This is a genomic window from Rufibacter sp. XAAS-G3-1 (assembly GCF_013623775.1).
Taxonomy (GTDB): Bacteria; Bacteroidota; Bacteroidia; order Cytophagales; family Hymenobacteraceae; genus Nibribacter.
In genome coordinates, this window is the sequence record NZ_JABFAM010000007.1 from 339,231 (window position 1) to 360,980 (window position 21,750).

At 53.4% G+C, this 21,750-nt stretch carries 12 protein-coding genes; 6 read left to right on the forward strand and 6 right to left on the reverse strand.

Annotation, left to right across the window (positions count from 1 at the left end):
- Positions 1-100 precede the first annotated feature (100 nt).
- Complete coding sequence (locus HHO50_RS09935; RefSeq protein ID WP_181305858.1) at positions 101-3,082, forward strand: FAD-binding and (Fe-S)-binding domain-containing protein; 2,982 nt, start codon at positions 101-103, stop codon at positions 3,080-3,082.
- A gap of 770 nt (positions 3,083-3,852) precedes the next feature.
- Here HHO50_RS09935 and HHO50_RS09940 read toward each other — a convergent pair.
- From HHO50_RS09940 to HHO50_RS09950, 3 genes are all read right to left on the reverse strand, one after another.
- Complete coding sequence (locus HHO50_RS09940) at positions 3,853-5,601, reverse strand: SWIM zinc finger domain-containing protein (RefSeq protein ID WP_181305859.1); 1,749 nt, start codon at positions 5,599-5,601, stop codon at positions 3,853-3,855.
- Between the two features lie 136 nt (positions 5,602-5,737).
- Positions 5,738-6,187 carry a 6-carboxytetrahydropterin synthase gene (locus HHO50_RS09945; protein ID WP_181305860.1) on the reverse strand — a complete coding sequence of 150 codons (450 nt, stop codon included), beginning with the start codon at positions 6,185-6,187 and terminating at the stop codon, positions 5,738-5,740.
- A gap of 3 nt (positions 6,188-6,190) precedes the next feature.
- Positions 6,191-8,002 carry a hypothetical protein gene (locus HHO50_RS09950; protein ID WP_181305861.1) on the reverse strand — a complete coding sequence of 604 codons (1,812 nt, stop codon included), beginning with the start codon at positions 8,000-8,002 and terminating at the stop codon, positions 6,191-6,193.
- Between the two features lie 277 nt (positions 8,003-8,279).
- Between HHO50_RS09950 and chrA the strand changes: the two genes are divergently transcribed.
- The 4 genes from chrA (at position 8,280) to HHO50_RS09970 (ending at position 14,759) form a co-directional block, all read left to right on the forward strand.
- The gene (gene chrA / locus HHO50_RS09955) at positions 8,280-9,629 is read left to right on the forward strand and encodes a chromate efflux transporter (protein ID WP_181305862.1); all 1,350 of its coding nucleotides are present in this window, start codon (positions 8,280-8,282) and stop codon (positions 9,627-9,629) included.
- 772 nt (positions 9,630-10,401) lie between these two features.
- Positions 10,402-13,278 (forward strand): TonB-dependent receptor, encoded by a 2,877-nt coding sequence (locus HHO50_RS09960; RefSeq protein WP_181305863.1) that lies wholly within the window; start codon positions 10,402-10,404, stop codon positions 13,276-13,278.
- A gap of 300 nt (positions 13,279-13,578) precedes the next feature.
- On the forward strand, positions 13,579-14,190 hold the full coding sequence (locus HHO50_RS09965) for a TetR/AcrR family transcriptional regulator (RefSeq protein ID WP_181305864.1): 612 nt from the start codon (positions 13,579-13,581) through the stop codon (positions 14,188-14,190).
- Between the two features lie 41 nt (positions 14,191-14,231).
- Positions 14,232-14,759 (forward strand): thioesterase family protein, encoded by a 528-nt coding sequence (locus tag HHO50_RS09970; protein ID WP_181305865.1) that lies wholly within the window; start codon positions 14,232-14,234, stop codon positions 14,757-14,759.
- Positions 14,760-15,291: 532 nt separating this feature from the next.
- Here HHO50_RS09970 and HHO50_RS09975 read toward each other — a convergent pair.
- The 3 genes from HHO50_RS09975 to HHO50_RS09985 are packed head-to-tail and all read right to left on the reverse strand — an operon-like array spanning position 15,292 to position 20,846.
- Positions 15,292-16,611 (reverse strand): TolC family protein, encoded by a 1,320-nt coding sequence (locus HHO50_RS09975; protein ID WP_181305866.1) that lies wholly within the window; start codon positions 16,609-16,611, stop codon positions 15,292-15,294.
- A 24-nt stretch (positions 16,612-16,635) separates the two neighbouring features.
- Positions 16,636-19,737 (reverse strand): efflux RND transporter permease subunit, encoded by a 3,102-nt coding sequence (locus tag HHO50_RS09980; protein ID WP_181305867.1) that lies wholly within the window; start codon positions 19,735-19,737, stop codon positions 16,636-16,638.
- Positions 19,738-19,745: 8 nt separating this feature from the next.
- Positions 19,746-20,846: an efflux RND transporter periplasmic adaptor subunit gene (locus tag HHO50_RS09985; RefSeq protein ID WP_181305868.1), complete on the reverse strand. Its 1,101-nt coding sequence runs from the start codon at positions 20,844-20,846 to the stop codon at positions 19,746-19,748.
- 523 nt (positions 20,847-21,369) lie between these two features.
- Here HHO50_RS09985 and HHO50_RS09990 point away from each other — a divergent pair.
- Positions 21,370-21,726 (forward strand): MGMT family protein, encoded by a 357-nt coding sequence (locus HHO50_RS09990; RefSeq protein ID WP_181305869.1) that lies wholly within the window; start codon positions 21,370-21,372, stop codon positions 21,724-21,726.
- Positions 21,727-21,750: the final 24 nt, after the last annotated feature.

The window sequence follows — 21,750 nt, forward strand, 5'->3', positions numbered from 1 at the left end:
ACACTGGCCTTCTCTAAATCCTTGTTCCTGAAAAAAGAACACAAGCTCTTAGACATCCTTTTCAGGCATCCCTATATTTGCCTGATATTTCCCTTTAATTATGACCGCCGCCCCTTCTTTATCTGCTTTCGCTGCGCTTGAAGCCTCTTTGACAGGTGAATTGTTTTACAATGATGCCTCCTCGCTAGACCAGGCCCAGAAAATGGTGTATTCCACTGATGCCTCGGTGTACCAGGAAAAGCCCGTGGCGGTCGCCATTCCCAAGACGGAGGACGATCTGAAGCAGCTTATCCAGTTTGCGAACCAGCACCAGATCACGCTTATTCCCAGGGCGGCCGGAACATCGCTGGCGGGCCAGGTGGTAGGGAACGGATTGGTGGTGGACATCTCTAAAAACTTCACCCAGATTCTGGAAGTGAACGCAGCCGAACACTGGGTGCGCGTACAACCCGGCGTGATTCGGGATGACCTGAATGCCACGCTCCGGCCCCACGGAATGTTGTTTGGGCCGGAGACCTCAACGGCCAGCCGGGCCATGATTGGCGGCATGATCGGGAACAACTCCTGCGGCTTGCATTCCATAGTGTGGGGAGACACCAGAACGCATTTACTTTCGGCCAAGGTATTGCTCAGTGATGGCTCTGAGGCCGAGTTCAAGCCGCTGACCCACCAGGAACTTCAGCAGAAACTGACGCTCCAGAACCTGGAAGGCGAGATCTACCGAAAAGTCTATGGCCTGATCAGTGACCAACGCAACCGCACCCTTATTGAAGAGAATTACCCCAAGAAAACGCTGACCCGCCGGAACACCGGCTACGCCTTGGATTTTCTGGTAGATGCAGGTGCCGGGCCCGAAGGGCAGACGACCCTTGATTTATGTAAGCTCCTGGCCGGCTCTGAAGGAACTTTGGCCTTTGTGACCGAAGCCAAATTGAATCTGATTCCCCTGCCGCCCAAAGAGGAAGGGTTGGTGTGCGTGCACTTCAACTCATTGGCCGAAGCCCTGGAAGCCAACATCATCATCCTGAAGCACCAGCCTATGTCTTCTGAGTTGGTGGACAAGTACATCATGGACTTCACCAAGGGCCACCGCACCTATGATGCCAACCGGTTCTTCATTGAAGGCGACCCGGCGGCATTGCTCATGGTAGAGTTCATGGCCGACAGCCAGGATACCATCACCGAGAAAGCCGCCGCCATGATTGCCGATCTGAAAGCCGCGGGCTTGGGCTATGCCTATCCGGTGGTACGCGGCGCGCTCACCAAACCCGTTTGGGATGTTCGCAAAGCCGGTCTGGGATTGATCCGGAACCTGCCCGGTGATACCCAGCCCGTCAATTTGATTGAAGACTGTGCCGTGTCGCCGGAGGACTTGCCCGCCTATATTGCTGAGTTGAAACAAGTACTGGACAAGCACAACCTACAGGCTTCTTACTACGCCCATGCCGGGGCCGGCGAGCTGCACGTGGAACCCATGATCAACCTCAAAACCAACGAGGGAAAGCGGCTCTTCCGCACGGTGTTGGCAGAGACCACAGCCCTGGTCAAGAAATACAACGGCTCCCTCAGCGGCGAGCACGGCGACGGACGCCTGCGCGGCGAGTTCATCCCGCAGGCCTTGGGGCAGGAAGTGTACCAACTCCTGAAAGAGGTAAAACAGATCTTCGACCCTAAACATATTTTCAATGCGGGCAAGATTGTGGACACGCCGCCCATGAACGAGTTCCTGCGGTACGAGGAGCGACCCGCCCAGCAACTTATCCCCGTTGAGACCCTGTTTGATTTCTCCAAACAGGAAGGCATTCTCCGGTTGGCTGAAAAATGCTCCGGCTCCGGCGATTGCCGCAAGACGCACGTGAGCGGCGGAACCATGTGCCCTAGCTACATGGCTACCCGCCAGGAAAAAGACACCACCCGCGCCCGGGCCAACATCCTGCGCCAGTTCTTGACCAATTCAGACAAAGTCAACAAGTTTGACCACAAGGAAATCAAAGAAGTGATGGATCTGTGTTTGAGCTGCAAGGCCTGCAAATCTGAATGTCCGTCCAGCGTAGACGTGGCCAAGATGAAAGCCGAGTTCCTGCAGCACTACCATGACGCCAACGGCATTCCGCTGCGCACCCGCATGGTGGGCAACTTTACCAAAATGCAGCAGTTGGCTTCCCTTGTGCCCGGGGTCTACAACTTCTTTATCACCAATTCTACCACCGGTAAACTGATAAAGAAAACGGTGGGCTTCGCAACAGAACGTTCCTTGCCAACCGTTGGCAAGACTACGCTGAAGAGTTGGTTTAAGAAATGGCAGAAGGAGCATGCCGGACAAACTAACAACGGCAAGCCGGTGTACCTGTTCTGCGACGAGTTCACCAATTACAATGATGTAGAAATAGGCCAGACGACCGTCAAATTACTTACTGCCCTGGGCTACGAAGTGCAGATTCCAGAGCACCTGGAAAGCGGCCGTACCTACTTGTCTAAGGGCTTAGTGCGCGATGCCAAGGAGATTGCCATCAAAAATGTGCAGTTGTTGAGCAAAGCCCTGGCAACGGGGATTCCGTTGATCGGGATTGAGCCCTCGGCCATTCTGACCCTGCGCGATGAATACCTGGATCTGGTACCAGCTGATCTGGTGCCTGCCGCCAGCAAAGTAGCCGCCAACTCTTACCTTTTAGAGGAGTTTTTGCTAAAAGAGGCCGAAAAAGGAAACATCACCGCAGACGCTTTCACCCAGGAGAAAAAGCAGATCAAACTACACGGCCACTGCTACCAGAAATCGCTTCAGGTGCTTGCGCCCACAGAGAAAATCCTTTCATTGCCGCAGAACTACCAGGTGGAGATGATTCCCTCTGGCTGCTGCGGCATGGCAGGTTCCTTCGGGTATGAAAAAGAACACTATGATGTCTCCATGCAGATTGGGGAATTGGTGCTCTTCCCGGCGGTGCGGAATGCTGCCCCAGAGGTACTCATCGCCGCCGCCGGAACCAGTTGCCGCCACCAGATAAAGGATGGAACCTCCAAAAAAGCCCTGCACCCCGCTGAGATCCTATGGCAGGCCTTGGCAGCCTCAAGTACGAATAGGTAGAGAAAATGCTCTTCTTAAACCGGCGCACCAATAAACCATGCGTTCAGCGTAGTAGCTACTACCCCCTATTAAATGATGTATGTGCCTGTGAGGAGATGGCAGGGCGCAAAACCCAACCCCTCCCAGGCTCCTCTTGCAGGGAAACTTTTGCTGATGTCGCTGCTGCGGAGTGCCACTCCGCCGGGAGCCACGGGCAAAAGAAGGGGAGTAGAACTCCCCGGCAGGTTGCTTCCGGAGTGGAACTCCGGAAGAGCGGGTGGGCAATACAACCAATAGCTGCTATCTTTCTTGGTACTTTTACTGCTGCCATTACTTACTTTCCCCAGTTCCAGTCTTCCCCGAGCGCTTACCGCCAGAGATGAAACAATACAGCACGTGCACCCACGCAAAAAGCAGCCAAGCCAAGGGAACAGCAAACCGCGTGCCCCTGCTAATACCCACGCAGAAGCAGCCAAGCCAAGGGAACAGCAAACCGCATGCCCCTGCTAATCTCTCCAAAGAAGCGGTTCCAGGCAAAGGCTAAAGCGCAGAAAGGAAACCAACAGCGTTTTAAGCCCCTTTTCAGAAAAGTAGCCGCTTTTTGGATATAAGAACAGAATTACTTCATGCGCTATTGTCCTTCTGAAAGGATCTTGCGGGCAAACCAGCATAGCTTCAAAAGAGTGTTCATCCGTGCCCCACCAAAATAAATCCTTCCAGGAAGACAGAGGCGTTTATGCGCTGTTTTTAAGAAAAGGGCTAAAAAACGGAAGCTTGCTGCGAAGGGCACTTTACTTCTTTAATACCCGCTCCAATTCTTCCAGCATGGCAGGGCGGCGGGGGAACTGCTCTTTTAAGCGTTGGGCCACGGCTTTTATTTTTTCTTTTCCTTCCGGAAGGTTTTCCATGACCTGTTCCATTTTACGGGCCAAACTTGCATACTCGCTTCGGCCGTTGGCTTTTTGACCGTACGCCTCAAAGGCAGGAAGATACAATCTTAGTAATTCTGAGGGATAATGCGGGGCTAAATACGGGTGATACGCGAGCGTGGCGTCTAAACTATTTTCTTTTTGAACCAGGGCCAGCAGGCGATCCCAGTACTTTTCCTGGATGTACACCTGGCCAAGTTTGGGCAGCAGCGGTGGGTGGGCGGGCCGCCAGTAACCGCTCTTCTGTTTTTCCCAGGTCTGGGTAATCTCCTTGATAGTATCTGAAATGTATTTTTCAATGGTTTTCTCCCACTCGTCTGGCGGGAAGGTGGCTTTCCATTGTTGGTAGTAGTCTGAGTTAAACCAGGAGTCAAAGGCGAATTGACGGGCTAACCGCCGAATGGTGGGGGTATCCTGCTCCAGATAGGCGATGCGCAGGAGTTGTTTTTCCCATTCCATGACCGTGCCGGGGTGGCCTTTGCTTTCGGCTAGGGAGATGCCGTCGGCTAGTAGTTTTTTGGCCCCGGCGTACTCTTTGTTGCTGATGGCTTTTTCTACCTGGGCCTTCCGAATGGCCACCACCTCTAAGTGCTGTTGCTGTTGGGCTTCGGCTTCTTCGGGTCTGCCAATGGAAGCTAGAAACGTAACTTTTCTGGTTAGGAAGAATTCTTTCTGGTAATCATCATACCGGCCGGTGAGCCTGGAGATCTGGTTGTCCAGATAGTTCAGGAACTCATCTGATTTTTGCAGCAGCAGAGCCAAACCGGAAAGTATGTCATACAGCTCATACCCAAAGTCATCGTAGTTGAAGTAGTCTGGGTGGTTGAGTTCTTGCAGCAAGAATGCATAGATCTCCTGTTTCAGGTCTGTGGCGGCCTGGGGAGCCTGGGCAATGCTGGCTAAAAGTTCAGTAGTGTCATAAAGCGTGTCGCTTAGTTTGCCAGAAGAGTCATCGGCATATTTTACCACCTCCAGCATTTCTTTCAAGACTGCTTTGGCTAAAGCAAAGGCATCTACAAAATTTTGCCTGGTGATGTTTTGGTGGCCCATGGCCAGCAATTTGCCTACTTCTTTGGCTACTCCGTTGGCACCCCGGTAACTGATGTAACCGGGGTCGCTGTGTTGGCGGATGGCTTTTTTCAAGACTTCGGCGTACTTTTTCGCTACATCAATCCGGTCGTCTTTGTCGGCAAAGTGTAGCTCGAAATCAGATTTAAAGCCTTTGTTTTTAGCGGCGTATTGCCGGACGAAATCCTGGTATTCGGCTACCGTGATGGTCTTGAGCAGGTGTTCAAATACATTTCTCCCCCTTTTTTCTGTGGGTGGGGCCTTGGTGGGCTTCTTGCTTTCGGCCCTTACGGCATATAAAACCGCCACTACGTGTTTGCAGAGGTCACCGTCATAGGGGCAATCACAGAAGTACTCTTTCACTTCTCCTTTCTTGCCCAGCTTCAGCTCAACCTGGTACAACTCGGTGCCTTCTACCTCGGCCTGCCACACCTGTGCATCCGTTTCCTCCAGCATAGTGACAGCCTGCGCACTATAGTATTGCTGGCCACGCTGTAGAATGGAAGGAGGGGTCTGGGTTTCAAAGTTCTGTAGGGTTAGCATGCAGAATAGGAGTAGTTTTTACAGACCTGATTGTACTCACTAAACGAACAGGAAGTTTACGTTTTAAAAGGAATTGTTGGGTTCTTATTTTGGCTAAATGCTGCGCCGAAGTTGATTTCTGTAGGGTTTTTATCATCTACGCATTATCCGCGGCATACCACTCGGCAAAGGCGTTCTCGGTTTCCCAGAGTTTGAGGTTATGTAACCGTACTGGCGCTGGTAATTGCGGTTGCAATTGGTCTTTGATGTACAGGAGCAGGTTTTCACAGGTAGGTTGAAAGGAGGTGAGCATCAATTTGTGGCCTTGTTCTTCCAGTACCGAGATCAAAGCTTCAGAGCCTCCTTCCCGCAGCAGCAGGGCATGGTCTACTTGTTGCAGCACGTGCGTGTTCACTATGTCCTTCAAGTCTCCAAAATCCAGTACCATGCCCTCTTTGGGATGCTTTTCTTTGACTAGGGGGGTGCCGATGATGGTTACTTCAAGTTTGTAAGAGTGCCCATGAATATGGCGGCAGGGGCCGTCATAATGCCTTAAGGCGTGCGCCGCTTCAAAGGTGAAGCGGCGGGTTAATCTAATTCGGGTCATGTTTTACTTTACACGGATCAAGGCCGCTTCCAGCAGTTGGTCTTCGGCCTCCAGTAATTCTTCCAGCATGATCACTCTTTTCTCCAGTTCTTCCATGGTAAACAGCGTGGGCAGTAGTTGCTTGTAATACCCGATGCCTTGTTGCAGGTTTTGCCAGAAAGACTGCAGGTACTTTTCCTGTTTGTCGGTGAGGGTTTCCAGTTGCTCGGCTTTTTTGTTTTTCCAGTAGTCAATGTACAGCTTCAGTTCGTTGATGAACACATGCGGCCGGTAGGTCTGGTTTAAGGCATTGAAGCGGCCGTAGATGTGGTCTACCATCTCCTGCAGTTTGAAGATGCCCGAGAAAAAGGCCAGGTTGGGGCCAGGGCAGATGGCGACGGGTTTACTCACGGCTTTCTTCCCCAGGTTATATACCAAAGATGCGGTATTCGCCAATCCTTCGCAGAGGCATTCCTTGGCGAGAATCTTGTTTTCCTCGGTTTTGTAGGCGGCTGGGGTTAAACCCTGGGTCTGCAGTTGCTCTAATTTACGGCGCTGGAATTTGCGGGAGGCGGTACACAAAGGCTCATCCGTGAATTCAGTGCTGGAGACCAGGTGCTTCTTCAAGCAGGGGCTGCCAGGTTTGCCTTTGTCAATGCGGGTATGGGTGAGTTGCTCGCTGGTGGTGCCGCGCAGGGCGTTGAACGGAACGCCCAGGGGCGAAATGGGGCTCAGGTACAAATCCTCGGCTTTGGCCTTGGCTAATTGCGTAAGGGTTGCAGCGTCTACGGTGCTGGCTTCGGGCACCAGCAGGAACGGGGTTCCCCAGCCGGTGGCGTCAAATCCGTAGTGTTCCAGTAAGAAGTGGTGCTCGGCGGTTGTGCCAATACCGCCTTGCACGGTAAAGCGTTGCACCGGGGCTGCGGCGGGTAGTTCCAGTCCTTTGGCGGTGAAGGCCGCCTGGTACATCGCCCAGAGTTCGGCTTTCAGCGCGGCACGGTTATTCTTGAAGTCCTCCAGAATGGGCCCCAGCAGAATGCCATCGGTGGCGAAGGCGTGGCCGCCGCAGTTCAACCCAGACTCCACCCTGAACTCAGACACCCAGATGCCTTTCTTCGCCAGAATCTTGCCCTGCACCGCCGCTGACCGGTAATCGCTTACTTTGATGATGACCTGCTTTTCGAACTCGCCCTGCGCATTGGGGTAAAAACACGGGAACTGCTCTAGGTAACTGAACAGGCGCGGGTTCATGCCCGCCGAGAAAACAATGGAAGAACGCACGGTACTCCGGGCAAATCCGCGGAGGGCGGCCAGGGCATCTGAATATTCCTGGGGCAGGGGCGAGCCGTCTGGGGCGTAGTTGGTTTTGTCCAGCTTGGTCATGATGTTCACGTCAATGCTGCCGGGCACCACTGCTTCACGCAGTTGACCCTGCAAGAAGTGACGGTACGGTTCATCGGTGGTCTGGAGCATCTGCCGGTACAAAACCCGGAGGGGCGAGGTGTCTGGCAGCAGCTCAAAATACTTGGTCAGTTGGGTGCCGGGCGCAAACTCCTCGGCGCGCACTTTCTCCAGTTGCTCTTTCACCAGCTCATCTACCAAATTCAGGTAAGCCGTGACGCGTTGGGCGCGGTAATCGTCCTGTTTTTCAGAAACAGGCACAAAAGGTTTTTGGTACAACGAGGCGTAATACAGCCGCATCTCTTCCAGAAGGCGGTCATCGGCCAGTGATAGCACCGAGGAAATGCCGTACCGGGCTACTTTTAAAGGTGAATCAATGGAAAAGGCTAATCCCATGACTGGGATGTGGAAGGTATGGAGCGATTGGAAGGACATGGTGTTGCAAGAAAAAGGTGAATTTCCTCTAGGTTGGAAGTGGGCACAAGGTAGGGGAGAAAGGGGGTGGGGAAGATGAGGAGATCCAGTGGTTTAGGTGATCCTGGTCATTGCAAGATAGCCGGATTTATATATGGGAGTTGGTAAGAGGGCCTTTGGGGTACCAAGAAAGTTTGCGGGAAAGTAAGCTAGATTCCAAAGGTTCACTCTGTTCCAGCTTTCGTATAAAGATTGGCGTAATCTTGTAGAGGAACTCAGGATTGCCTTAGAAACAACAATGCCAGACACTTCACCTCCCCAAACCAAACGTTCTGCCCCAGCGAAACCTACTTTTAGAGAGGCCTTCCTGTTCTGGCTGAAACTGGGCTTTATCAGTTTCGGCGGGCCGGCGGGGCAGATTGCCATCATGCACGCTTATCTGGTGGAGCAGAAACGCTGGGTATCAGACACCCGGTTTCTGCACGCGCTCAATTACTGCATGCTGTTGCCCGGGCCAGAGGCGCAGCAGTTGGCCACCTACCTGGGTTGGCTCATGCACGGGGTGCGCGGCGGACTAGTAGCGGGCATTTTCTTTGTGCTGCCCTCGGTATTCATTCTGCTGGGCTTGAGCACCGCGTACGTGAGCTACGGAACCATACCGTGGGTAGCGGCGCTGTTTTATGGCTTGAAACCGGCGGTGGTGGCCATTGTGGGGCTGGCTTTGTTCAAGATTGCGGGAAAGTCGCTCAAGCGTTGGGTGCATTACGTGCTGGCGCTGCTCAGTTTCGGGGCCATTTTCTTCCTGCAAGTACCTTTTCCGCTGATCATCTTGAGCGCGATTATGTTGGCGGTGATTTTGCGAAAAGTAGCCCCAAATCTGTTCCAGGAAAAAGAGACAAACCAAAAGCAAGCCGAGGATGAGGAAACCTATTTCCTGCACGCCGGCAGCGAGGTGGTGGGCAACGGTTTTAGCTGGGGCAAAAGTCTGCTCCGGCTGGGCATTACGGTGGTGCTCTGGGCCGTACCAGTGGGGCTGTTTTACTACCTGACCCAGGAGTTTCCTTTCTGGGACCACCTCATCACGTTCTTCACCAAAGCCGCCCTCGTCACATTTGGCGGCGCCTATGCCGTGCTTCCGTACGTGGCCCAGGTAGCGGTGGAGAAGTTTGGGTGGCTCTCGCGTTTTGAAATGATAGACGGCTTGGCCCTGGGCGAAACCACGCCCGGCCCGCTCATCATGGTGCTGACCTTTGTGGGATTCATGGCGGGCTTCAACCATTACGGCGGCTCGCTGGCCATGGGTGCGCTGGGTTTGTTCACCACCACCTTCTACACCTTTCTGCCTTGCTTTTTCTTCATTTTGGCCGGAGCCCCCATCATTGAACGCACCCGCGGGAACGCCGCTGTAAAATCAATTCTTGGCGTGGTGACCGCCACCGTGGTAGGCGTGGTGCTGAACCTGACCGTCTACTTCGGCACCGCCGTCCTTTTCCCCCAGGGGATCAACCTGCGGGCCTTAGATTACTTCGCCCTTCTCTGGATGAACATTTCCTTTCTGGCCATGTACCGCTTTAAGGTAGGCATGGTGCTCTGGATTAGCATTAGTGCTCTTGCTGGCCTGCTGCATTATCTCCTGTTTTCCGCCTGATTTTCAGAAAAGAAGACTAAACTGGCTATCTGTTTTAAAATTTATTTGCCTGATCTTTAGAAGGTTGAGGAGTGTATATTAAAATTTCCTAATCTTTTGTTTGCATGTATCGTAGGAAACTACTCTATTTGTCTACTACATCTATAGAGATTAAGAGTATCTAAGTTGCTTCAGAGGTTTAAGGCACAACAAAACAGGTGAAGCCTGGCCTTTTCTCTTCTTCTGGTGTGGAACTAGGAACCAAGGGCGTGTGGCTGAGTAGCGAAGCAAAGACCGGCAAAGTCTTTTACAGCGGTTCCATTCCGCCCATGACCGCAAACCGCCTGCACCCAAAGTGCTCCGCGGCAGTGGGGAAGAAACCTACCGCGAAGCGTTTCAGGGCTGTTTTCAGAAAACCAGCCCTGAAACGGTAGGGAGGAGTAGGGTGGGCAAGAGACGGCAAGCCATCTGCAGGTTTGGACGATCCGTCTCTGCCGCCTTACTGAAAACCAAACTCTAAAACACCAATTGGAAAACTACCAAAGACCTACTACCCGCAATTGCCCTACGGTTTAACCCGCCAAAACCAGAACAATGATATGATGGCATTACCCGTGCAAAGCCAACCGCCAACCTAATCACCACTAACTTTTTACCACTATGAAAACCGATGTCTTCTCAAAGAGAACCCACAAACGAATGCAGGGCCACTTCTCTGGCTTTGGCTGTTGTTGTTGCCGCTAATCGCCTTCAACCCGTTTTTCCCTTCTTTATTTTTACAAGACATCATTCCATGAAACCAAAATATTTACTTCTCCTTCATTTCCTTTTTCTTCCTCTGGCAGTCCTGCGCGCGCAGGAAACCAATCTGGTGGAAATCAGCGGCCGGGTAACCGACCAAGCCAGCAAAGAACCCTTGCCCGGGGTGAGTGTGTACGTGCGCGGCACCGTGACCGGCACCGCCACCAGCCTCACCGGTGATTTCACCCTTAAAACCCGCTTGAAGTTTCCGTTTACGCTGGTGGTTTCTTTGGTGGGATTTCAGCCGCAGGAGTTTGCCATCACCGAGCCCGGTTCCCGGCTGGACATTGCCTTGGTCACCCAAACCCTGCTGGGGAAAGAAGTGGTGGTGACCGCCTCCCGCGTAGAGGAAAGCATCTTGAAATCGCCGGTGGCCATTGAGAAACTGGACATCAGGGCCATCAAGGAAACGCCCGCCCCCAGCTTTTATGATGCCCTGGAGAACGTGAAAGGCGTGCAGATGACCACCAGTAGCCTCACGTTTAAGGTGCCCAATACGCGTGGCTTCAACATTCCCAATAACTTCCGGTTCATGCAGTTGGTGGATGGCGTAGACATGCAGGCGGCCACTTTGGGCGTTCCGCTGGGCAATGCCATCGGGCCCACCGAACTGGACATTGAAAGCGTGGAGATTACCCCGGGCGCGGCTTCGGCGCTGTACGGCATGAACGCCATCAACGGCATGGCCAACCTCATCACCAAAAGTCCTTTCCTGTACCAGGGATTGAGCGTGTACCAGAAAACCGGCGTGAACCACGTAGACGGCCTTGACGCCGAGCCCAGCATCTTGTCTGAGTTTGCCGTACGGTACGCTAAAGTGTTAAAGGACAAGTTCGCTTTCAAGATCAACGCCAGCTACATGAACGGCACCGACTGGCGCTCCAACACCACCACTGACCAGAACCCCAACCACCTGAATACCGCCAACCCATCTTTTCCGGAACTGGCCGGAGCCAACAATCCCGCCTATGATGCCTGGAACAAGTACGGCGACGAGAACAACAATGCCGTGACCATCAGTGGCGTGCCCTACGGTGGCAAGAACCAGACCTTTCTGGTGCGTAGAACCGGATATTGGGAGAAAGGCATTGTGAGCCCCAGGGTAGACAACCTGAAGGTTGATGCCGCCCTGCATTACCGCCTTGGTGATAACGCCGAACTTTCTTACGGTTACCGCATTGGCAAGATGGATGGCGTGTTCCAGCGTGGCAACAAGATTCAGTTAGACAACGTGGTGGTGCAGAACCACCGCTTAGAACTGCGGGGAGCCAATTACTTCCTGCGGTCTTACCTGTCCATTGAGAATACCGGCGACTCGTACAACGTGAAGCCCATGGTAGACAACCTGGACATCACCAGCGGCGGCGCTAACAGCGAGTGGGGCGCTAAATTCAAGACCGTTCTGCAAACCCAACTGAGCGCCGGAACAGATCTGGCCACTGCCATGCAATTGGCCCGGCAAGCCGCCGATGTCGGTAGGGTAGAGCCGGGAACCCCGGCATTCAATGCCTTGAAGAACACCATCAGGGGCATCAACAACTGGGATCATGGCAAGGTGATTCCAGGGGCCCCGGCCACCGGCGGCGCTTTGCTCACCCAGAAAAGCCGCCTTTACCACACAGATGCCCAATGGGATTTCGCGGATCGGATCAAGTTTGCCAACGTGCTGGTGGGCGCCGATGCCCGGGTGTATGAGGTCATCCCAGACGGGAACAACTTCGTGGATTTCACCCGGCCCATTGAACAGCGCACGCAGCCCGGCGGAGACAACGTGTACTACAAGAAATTCGGGGCGTTCGCGCAGGTGACTAAGACGTTCCTGGCCGATAAATTAAAGGTGTTCGGCTCCCTGCGGGTAGATTACAACCCCGAGTTTGACCCAAAAATCAATCCGAGGATTGCGGCCGTGTACACGCTGTCTGAGTCGCACAACTTCCGGGTATCGTACCAGAACGGGTTCCGTTTTCCGGCCCTGTTTGAGGCGGTTTCTTACGTGAACAACGGAAACGTGCGCCGGGTAGGGGGCTTGCCGTTCATCAACGAAGGCTTGGGTTACCTAGATAATTCCTACACGCTGGCCTCGGTGAACGATTTCAACGCCGCCGTGAACAAAGACGTGACCGCCGGTTTAACCACCAACGAAGCCGCCCTGAAAAACCGCGAGGTGTTGCAGGTGACCAGCTTATCGGCCACCCGGCCGGAGCAGATCAACTCTTTTGAGGTGGGCTACAAGAGCGTGTTGTTTGACAATAAACTGGTGCTGGACATTGACGCTTACACCAACGTGTACGACGGCTTTTTAGGGCAGGTGGAAGTAGCGGTGCCGAAAAGCAATACCGTGCAGGTGGGCACCGACGAAGCCGTGATTGCCATGCTGGCCGCTAACCGCACCGGGCAGCAGACCCGCTACCGCGTGTACACCAATGCCAAAAACAAGTACAACAACTACGGCTCTTCGCTGGGACTTACCTACAACTTCTACCAGAAATTCACCCTGTCTGGGAACGTGAACTACAATGCCATCAAAACCAATGAGGAGAAAGACATCTTCGTGACGGCCTTCAACACGCCCAACTGGATCACCAACGTGTCCATTGGGAACCGCGAAGTTCTGAAGAACCTGGGCTTTAACGTGGTGTGGCGCTGGCAGGATTCTTTTCTGTGGGAAAGCCCGCTGGCCAACGGAACCGTGCCAAGCTACAGCACCGTAGATGCCCAAGTCTCGCTTAGGGTGCCGGAAAGCAAAATCACCATCAAAACGGGGGGCACCAACCTCTTCAACCAACGCTACATCCAATATGCCGCCGGGCCCACCATTGGCGGACTGTACTACGTGGCGGTAACCTTAGACGGGCTGTTGGCAAAGTAAACAGAGAAAGTGGAGTGTCATTAAAAGAGGCAAGCATGTACAATGCTTGCCTCTTTCAATTTAAGACCATGACCTTTTAGGGCTGTTTTTCTGAAAGGAGCAAAAAACTGATGCCCACATTTCCCTGTCGGTTTTTGACTGATTTTTGAGAAAGTAGGTCAAAAACATAAGAAACGGACGCCTGCGCCAGTCGTGGAGAATAGGCGAGGCGGTTCTACGATTTTCCCGTAGATAAAATGCACGTAAGATTCTTTCCTGGGAATTCTAGGAAGTAATATACCATTTGGTTTATTTTGCCCCATGAAATTAGCCCAGCCCACCAAATCAGAGCGTACGCGCCGGTTGATCATTGAGCGCTCGGCGGAGCTGTTCAACCAGAAAGGCTTTGCGGGAACCTCTTACCAAGACTTGATGCAGGCCACCGGCGTGACCAAAGGCTGCCTGTACGGGCATTTCTCCAGCAAAGAGGAACTGGCCGTGGCGGCCTTCGAGTTTGTGGCGCAGACCTTGATTGACCGGGTGGGCAGCGCCATTGCGCCGTATGAGAAAGCGGGCGAGCGGTTACGGGCCTTGCTCAGCTTTTACCGCACCTACCTCACCAACCCCATCATTGCGGGCGGCTGCCCCCTGCTCAACACCGCCGTAGAAGCCGATGACAACCACCCAGCCCTGCATGAACGGGTGGTGCACGTTTTGAACCGCCTGCACAAAGGTGTCCGGAACCTGTTGGAGTTAGGCAAAGCGCAGGGAGCCTTTCGGGCCTCCGCCGATACTTCTGCCATGGCCACGTTCTTCATTTCCAGCGTGGAGGGCGGCATTCTATTGGCCAAAGCCTACGGTGAGGAAAAACCGCTACAGACCGTGCTAGACCAACTGGAACGCTGGCTCCAACAGGAACTGGGTTCGTTTTAATCCTCTTTTCAGAAAATCGCCCCTAAAACATACTTGAAACTATGATACCCCAAACCACTTCTCCCAAGCCCTCGGTACTGGAAAGCCAGACCCGCATCCGCTTCGACCATTGCGATCCGTTTGGGCACTTGAACAACAGCGCCTTCCTCAACTATTTCCAGAACGAGCGCGAAGACCAGGTAGAAGCCGCGTACGGCTTGGACATTCACGCTTACTTCCGGAAGACCGGCCGCTCCTGGGTGGTGGGCCAAAACCAGATTGTGTACCTGAACCCCGCCGTGGTAAGGGAGTTGGTGACCATCCAGACCAGCATTAGGCAGGTCACCGATTCCAGCATGCTGGTGGAGCACCTCATGTTTGACGAGAAAAAGGAGAAACTGAAAGCCGTGCTCTGGACGAAGTTGGTGTACATAGACGTCCGGAAAACCGCCCGCGCCACCCATGAACCGGAGTTGATGGAACTGTTTGCGGAAGTGGTAGTGAAGGAGGAAACGCCCGCTTTGTTTGAAGACCGTGTGAGGCAACTGCGGGAGCAGATGAAGGCGGTTAGTGGCCAAAAGCCTTCCTGAGAGAACTGCCGTTTAGGGCTTAATTTTCAAAAAAGAGGCGGTAAACCGAGTTTCCTTCTCGTCTTTTCCCATGATTGAGAAAAGAACATTGCTTTCCTTCTTTGTCATCTTGGAACCTGTTTAGAGTTTTCATTCACCGGTATTTAAAACAATTCCTCTGGGGCAAGCATCCGGTTATACTCTTGTTTTGAGGCTATTTCTATGAAAACAGGCCAAAAACAAGAGGTTTAGTTGTACGCTGTCGCATGCAGATGCTTGTACCGTCGTTTTCAGGCTACTTTTATAAAAGTAGCCTGAAAACTCTAAACAGCTTCTTGGCAAGATCTTATGAACAAATTAGAGAAGCCTTGTAGTAAGCGCGATTACCGTTCGCCCGCAAGATCTTTCCAAGATGACAAAGGAGGGAAGGACTGATAAAATTCCCCTCCTCAGAGGGGGTAGTTCTGCTTTCCCATTCGTCTAAAAAGCAGAACCGTTTAGGGGCTGTTTTTACGAAAACAGCCCCTAAACGGTTTTAAGCAACAAGAGGGCCTTACAGAGTTAACGTACCTGCAATCTCTTTTAAGGCTACTTCTCCAATTTTAGCCAGATACAGGGCATTGCTGTACCGCACGGTGGCGTTCACATAGTTCAGTTGCGCGTCGCGTACCTCTACGGTGGTAATGCTGCCTAACCGGTATTTATCCATGGTAATGTCCAGGTTTTGGCGGGCGATGCGCTGGTTGTTCTCCTCTAAGCGCACCAAACTCAGGTTGGTCAGGTACGTCTGGTAGGCCGAGGCGAGCTGCGCGTTGATGTTCTGGTTTACCTGCTCAAGCTGCAACTGGGCACTGTTGATGAGAATGTTGGCGTTCTGCTCCAGGCGGCGCTGGTTGAAACCCGTGAAAATAGGCAATGAGGCGGAAACGCCGTACGTCAAGCCGTTCCCCGTGGAGAGCGTAGAGAAACCCAGGGCAGAGCGGTTCCGGTTAAAGTTGTAACCCGTATTCACCCCTACCACCGGGTAACGGTTGGCTCTTACCTGCTTTGCGTCCAGTTCGGCAATTCTGCGGTTCAGAACGGCGGCTTTGAGGGACGGATTCAGTTGGGCTGCCTGAGAAGACAGGCCTTCCAGTGTCAGTTGGTCATCAATTGTGATCGCATCTGGTACCCTAAACTGGATGTTCACATCACGTACTAGCAGCTCGTTCATTCTGATCTGCGTGTTGCGGTACAGCTCCTGTTGGCGTAAAAAGTTGGTAGTGTCTGTGTTGTAGTCTACCTGGGCATTCAGAACTTCCAGCCGGGCTGCCCGCCCAATCTCAAACCGGTTCTGGGCGGTGGTCACCCGCAGGCGGGAGAGGGAGATGGCCGTGTCATACGCTTTAAGCTGATGCTGTTGCTGCACCAGCTCGTAGAACGTGCTCGTCACATCGCCCACGCGGGTTAGAATGGTTAACTTCAGGTTCGCTTCGCCTAATTTCTCCAACTCCTGCAACTGCTCATACCGGGCAAACATGGCAAATCCGTTGAAAACCGTCCAGTTCAGGCCCACACCGTAGTTCAGGCTGGAGCCCTGTCCCCAGCTTACCTCGTTCACCTGGCCATCAGACCTGGTCTGGGAGCTGTTCTGGAGGGTATTGTTGTTCGTTAAGGTACCGCTCACGTTGGGCAGCATGCCGGCGTTGCCGCGGCTCACGTTGTTTTCAGCAATGCGCGCATCATTGGCAGATAGCTTGATGTCATAGTTACGCTCCAGGGCAATTCTGACGGCATCTTCAAGGGTCAGGATTTCCTGGGCCTTTGCCTCGCTGGCCCCCAGGAACAGGGTGAGGAGGAAAAGGCTCAGGAGACCAAATCTATTTTGTAACATAAAGGATTTCGTTCAGACAAATAATTAGTGGGCCACTGCTTTCTCGTACTCTTCAATGTGGTCAAACTCTGGGTGGTGTTTGCGTTCTTTAGACCACATAGAGTAGATGGCCGGAATCACGAACAACGTAAGCACGAGGGAGAAAATGGTGCCTCCCACAATCACCACCCCCATGCCCATGCGGCTTTGGGCCGCGGCACCCAAGGCCAGGGCAATGGGCAAGGCACCCAGGGCGATGGCCAAACTGGTCATGAGAATTGGGCGCAGACGGGCTTCAGAAGCTTCCAGAATAGCGTCCATCTTAGACTTGCCTTCCTCCCGCAACTGGTTTGCGAACTCCACAATCAAGATACCGTTCTTGGTTACCAGACCAATGAGCATGATTGTCCCAATCTGGCTGAAGATGTTCCAGGTTTGCCCAAACAGCCACAAGGACAGCATGGCTCCGGCTACTGCCATGGGTACGGTCAGGATGATGATGAACGGATCCACGAAGCTTTCAAATTGCGCGGCCAGGATCAAATAGATCAGCAACAGGGCCAACCCGAAGGCGAACATGGTATTTGACCCACTTTCCACAAAGTCCCGCGATTCGCCGCCCAGGTCGGTGGAGAAGGTTTTGTCCAGCACCTGGTCTCTGATGCGATCCATGGCCTCAATACCGTCGCCGATGCTCTTGCCCGGGGCCAGCCCTGCTGACACCGTGGCCGACAGGTACCGGTTGTTGTGGTACAATTGCGGCGGGCTGCTGCGTTCTTCCATGCTTACCACGTTGTCTAGCTGCACCAACTGGCCGGTAGAGCTGCGCACGAACAAGGAGGTCAAGTCCATGGGGTCGTTGCGGTCTGGGCGGTCAAACTGGCCCATGACCTGGTACTGGCGGCCGTTCATTAGGAAATACCCGAAGCGCTGACCGCTCAATGATAACTGCAAGGTCTGGGCTACGTCAATCACTGACACGCCCAGGCTTTGGGCTTTCTCGCGGTCAATGGTGATGTTGATCTCTGGTTTGTTGAACTTGAGGTTCACATCGGGCATCACAAAGGTTGGATCATTGTTGACCGCTTCCATGAACTCAGGGACTTTCTCCTCCAGTTTCTGGAAGTTAGGGGCCTGAATGATGTACTGGATAGGCTGACCGCCCCGGCGGTTCACCGAGATGGTGGGTTGCTGAATCACGTTGGTTCGGGCCTCTGGGTAGCGGCGCACCATTTTAGACAAATGATCTGCCACCTCCTTCTGGGAGCGTTCGCGTTCTTCGCGCGGTTTCAGGGCCAAGCGCATCATCCCGCTGTTCACTGAGCCAGAACCGCCAAACCCGGGAGAGGTAATGACCAGGTTCACGCTTTTCTCTGGGATAGAGTCGTCTACCAGCTGGGTTAGTTCTTCCATAAAGCGTTCCATGTACTCAAAGGAAGCACCTTCTGGGGCCGTGGCCGAAACGCGCAGCATGCTGCGGTCATCATACGGAGCGGTTTCTTTCTGTAGGTTCATGTAGAACAGCACTGTCAGACCCAGGCAAACCCCAATAATGGGGAAACTAAGCCATCTATGCTTCATGAACCCGGCCAAGGCCTCGGCGTAGCCGCTGTTCATTTTCTGGAAGAAAGGCTCTGTCCAGTTGTAGAACTTAGATTTCTTCTGCTCGCCCCCTTTCATCAGGTAGGCGTTCAGCATTGGCGTCAAGGTCAGGGACACAAACGCCGAGATCAACACGGCCGCGCCAATCACCACCCCAAACTCCCGGAACAAGCGGCCCACGAAGCCTTCCAGGAAGATGACCGGTAAGAACACCGCCGCCAGGGTAATGGAGATAGAGATTACCGCCAGAAAGATCTCATTGGAGCCTTTGACGGCCGCTTCAATAGGAGACATGCCTTCCTCTACTTTCTTGTAGATGTTCTCCGTGACCACAATCCCGTCATCTACCACCAGCCCGGTTGCCAGTACAATGGCCAGCAAGGTCAATACATTGATGGAGAACCCGGCCAGGTACATGATGAAGAACGTGGCTATCAAGGAAACCGGAATGTCTATCAACGGCCGGAAGGCGATGCCCCAGTCCCGGAAGAACAGGTAAATGATGAGGATCACCAGCACCAGGGAAATAAGGATGGTCTCGGCCACCTCAATCACTGATTGTTTGATGAACAGGGTGTTGTCCATCACAATGTCTAACTGCAAGTCCTGCGGAAGGTCGGTTTTGAGCTTCTCAAACTGGTCATAGAAGTTACCGGCAATGTCCAGGTAATTGGTGCCCGGCTGCGGAATGATGGCCATGCCCACCATGGGCACGCCAGACTCGGTCATCTTGGTTTCCAGGTTCTCCGGCCCCAGTTCGGCCCGGCCGATGTCACTGAAACGGGTAATGGTTTCGCCTTGGGAAGAGATGATGAGGTTGTTGAACTGCTCTTCGTTTGACAGGTTGCCCAGGGTTCTCACGGTGAGTTCCGTGTTGCTGCCGCTCACCTTACCGGTGGGCAGTTCTACGTTCTGGCGGTTCAGGGCCGTGCGTACATCGCCCACGGTAAGGCCGTAGGAGGCCAGTTTCATGGGGTCTAGCCATAAACGCATGGCGTACCGCTTCTGCCCCCAGATCTGGATGCTACTCACGCCCGGTATGGTTTGCAGACGCTGCGAAATCACGTTTTCAGCGTAATCAGAGAGCTGCAAGGCGTCACGGCTGGCGCTGCGTACCGTCATGGTGATGATAGGCTCAGAGTCGGCATCGGCTTTGGAAACGACCGGCGGCGCGTCAATGTCCTCGGGCAGGCTTCTTACCGCCTGCGATACTTTGTCGCGCACGTCATTGGCGGCCTCTTCCAGGTTTTTCTCCAGGTTGAACTCAATGTTGATGTTGCTGGAGCCCTGGTTGGAAGTAGACGAAATGTTTCTGATCCCGTCAATGGAGTTGATGGCTTTCTCCAGCGGCTCTGTGATCTGAGACTCAATAATATCTGAGTTAGCCCCAGAATAGGTGGTGCGCACCGACACGATGGCCGGGTCAATAGACGGATATTCCCGCACCCCCAGGAACGTGTACCCAATTACCCCAAACAACATGAGGAGCAGGTTGAGCACGATGGTGAAGACGGGCCGTTTTATACTTGTGGTGGATAAACTCATCTTGTAAACTACATTTTTTGTTCTTTGGCCAGGGCTACGCGCACTGGGCTTCCTGCTTTCAGGGACATGACACCCGTGGTTAACACGGTATCGCCGGCGCTCAGGCCAGAGGTCACCAGCAAATCGCTCTCGGTGCGGGTGCTGGTCTCAATCATCACTTCTTTGGCTTTGCCGTTTTCGGCAATAAATACCTTCTTTCCGTTCTGTACCGGTACTACCGCCTGGGTAGGGATCAGCAGCGCGTCATTGATAACCGTCAATGGTAACTGAATGTTGGCGAAAGAACCCGGTAATAGAGCACCGCTGGAGTTGTCGGCGCGGGCGCGTAGTTGCAAGGTTCTGGTGGAGGCTTCAATGCTGGGCTCAATGGCGTACACTTTGGCGGTGTATTTGTCCTGCGTGCCGGCCACGGTGAACGTGATTTGGGTATTCAGCTTTACCTGGCCCGCGTATTTCTCTGGTACGGCAAACGTGATTTTGATGGGATTGATGCTCACCAGGTTGGTGACTATGGTCTCTGGTGACAGGTAACTTCCCACAGACACCGCCCGTAACCCTACTTTACCGGCAAACGGGGCCGTGATAGAGGTTTTGGCCAGTTGCGCCCGCACCAGTTGGATCTGGGCCTGGGCGGTTTTCATTTCGGCGCGGGCCACGTCATATTCTTCGCGGCTAATGGCTTCTTTCTCCAGCAGGAGGCGGGCGCGTCTTTCGTTTTCAGAGGCCAGCGTTTGTCTGGTCTGGGCCTGGGCTAACTGCGCGCGCAATTCAGAATCATCAATCTTCACCAGCACCTGGCCTTTGCGCACGTTGCTGCCTTCCTGGAAATTGATGGCGCGTACCAGGCCAGAAACCTGGCCCCTTACTTCTACCTGCTCGTTGGCTTCAATGGAACCGGTCACCGAAAGGGAATTGGCAAACTCCTGCGGGGTAGCCACTATGCCGCTTACCCGCATGGCCGGGGCACCTCCGCCTCCGGGGCCACCCGGCCCTCTTCCGCCGCCCGGGCCACTGGCCCCGGCTAATTCTTTGTTACTGTTGATCCGGTAATACACCAGGGCCCCTAAACCAATGATGAGCAGCGCATAGACAATGTGTTTGATTTTCATAGAATGGTAATACTAAACTCTTTCTTTTGTAGTGAAACAGGTGGTTGGTAGGATTTTGTTTTAACTATAACTTGCCCATGGGCAGCTATTCTAACCCCCGGCCATAGGCGGTAGGTTCCTTCCCGGGAAAAGAGGTGCGCCAGCAAATGCGTTTACGGCCCCTTTACTTAGAATTTGCCTCTAACGAAGAGAACTGTCTGGGAGGGAAAAGAACCTTGAGGTGGCCGTGGGTTCTGACAAAGGGGTAGGCGGTGGTAAGCTGCCAGAAGGCGAGGCTAGTACCAGGGGAAGGGGCATGTTCTTCATTCCGAACTCAGGTTTAGGGGCTAGTATAAATGGCAAGGAACTGCCGTGCAAACGAAGCAATGTCCCTTGAAACACCACGGCAGAAAGTAAATGTATCGCGTTTTTAGGCTATTTTTAGAAATTAGACCTAAAAACGCTCCGAAGGTTTAACGCCCGGTACACAAAAAATATATTTCTGCGTACCGGGCTCCATAAGAGGAGGTTAAATGCAAAACATATGCCAAAAGCTGATGCCTCTGAGAAAAGAACCAACTTTTTTCAGGATGTCTACGAAGTAGTGAAACTGATTCCGCCGGGGCGGGTGACCTCTTACGGGGCTATTGCGTCTTACCTGGGGGCGAAGGGCTCTGCCCGGATGGTGGGGTGGGCGCTCATTGCCTCGCATACCTACCAAGGCGTTCCCATTCCGGCGCACCGCGTGGTCAACCGCAACGGCCTGCTCACGGGCAAACAGCATTTTGAGTCGTTCAATGCCATGCAGCAGCACCTGGAGCGCGAAGGCATCACCATCAAAGACGACCAGGTGCAGGATTTTGAGAAACTCTTCTGGGATCCGGCCCAGGAACTGCTGTAACCAGACGCGGATTTTACTTCTGCC

Bases quoted from the DNA above. Each gene is read 5' to 3' on its own strand.
- HHO50_RS09975 (WP_181305866.1), bottom strand. From the start codon at position 16,611: ATGTTACAAAATAGATTTGGTCTCCTGAGCCTTTTCCTCCTCACCCTG.
- HHO50_RS09990 (WP_181305869.1), top strand. From the start codon at position 21,370: ATGCCAAAAGCTGATGCCTCTGAGAAAAGAACCAACTTTTTTCAGGAT.
- HHO50_RS09970 (WP_181305865.1), top strand. From the start codon at position 14,232: ATGATACCCCAAACCACTTCTCCCAAGCCCTCGGTACTGGAAAGCCAG.
- HHO50_RS09940 (WP_181305859.1), bottom strand. From the start codon at position 5,601: ATGCTAACCCTACAGAACTTTGAAACCCAGACCCCTCCTTCCATTCTA.
- HHO50_RS09980 (WP_181305867.1), bottom strand. From the start codon at position 19,737: ATGAGTTTATCCACCACAAGTATAAAACGGCCCGTCTTCACCATCGTG.
- HHO50_RS09950 (WP_181305861.1), bottom strand. From the start codon at position 8,002: ATGTCCTTCCAATCGCTCCATACCTTCCACATCCCAGTCATGGGATTA.
- chrA (WP_181305862.1), top strand. From the start codon at position 8,280: ATGCCAGACACTTCACCTCCCCAAACCAAACGTTCTGCCCCAGCGAAA.
- HHO50_RS09965 (WP_181305864.1), top strand. From the start codon at position 13,579: ATGAAATTAGCCCAGCCCACCAAATCAGAGCGTACGCGCCGGTTGATC.
- HHO50_RS09935 (WP_181305858.1), top strand. From the start codon at position 101: ATGACCGCCGCCCCTTCTTTATCTGCTTTCGCTGCGCTTGAAGCCTCT.
- HHO50_RS09945 (WP_181305860.1), bottom strand. From the start codon at position 6,187: ATGACCCGAATTAGATTAACCCGCCGCTTCACCTTTGAAGCGGCGCAC.
- HHO50_RS09985 (WP_181305868.1), bottom strand. From the start codon at position 20,846: ATGAAAATCAAACACATTGTCTATGCGCTGCTCATCATTGGTTTAGGG.
- HHO50_RS09960 (WP_181305863.1), top strand. From the start codon at position 10,402: ATGAAACCAAAATATTTACTTCTCCTTCATTTCCTTTTTCTTCCTCTG.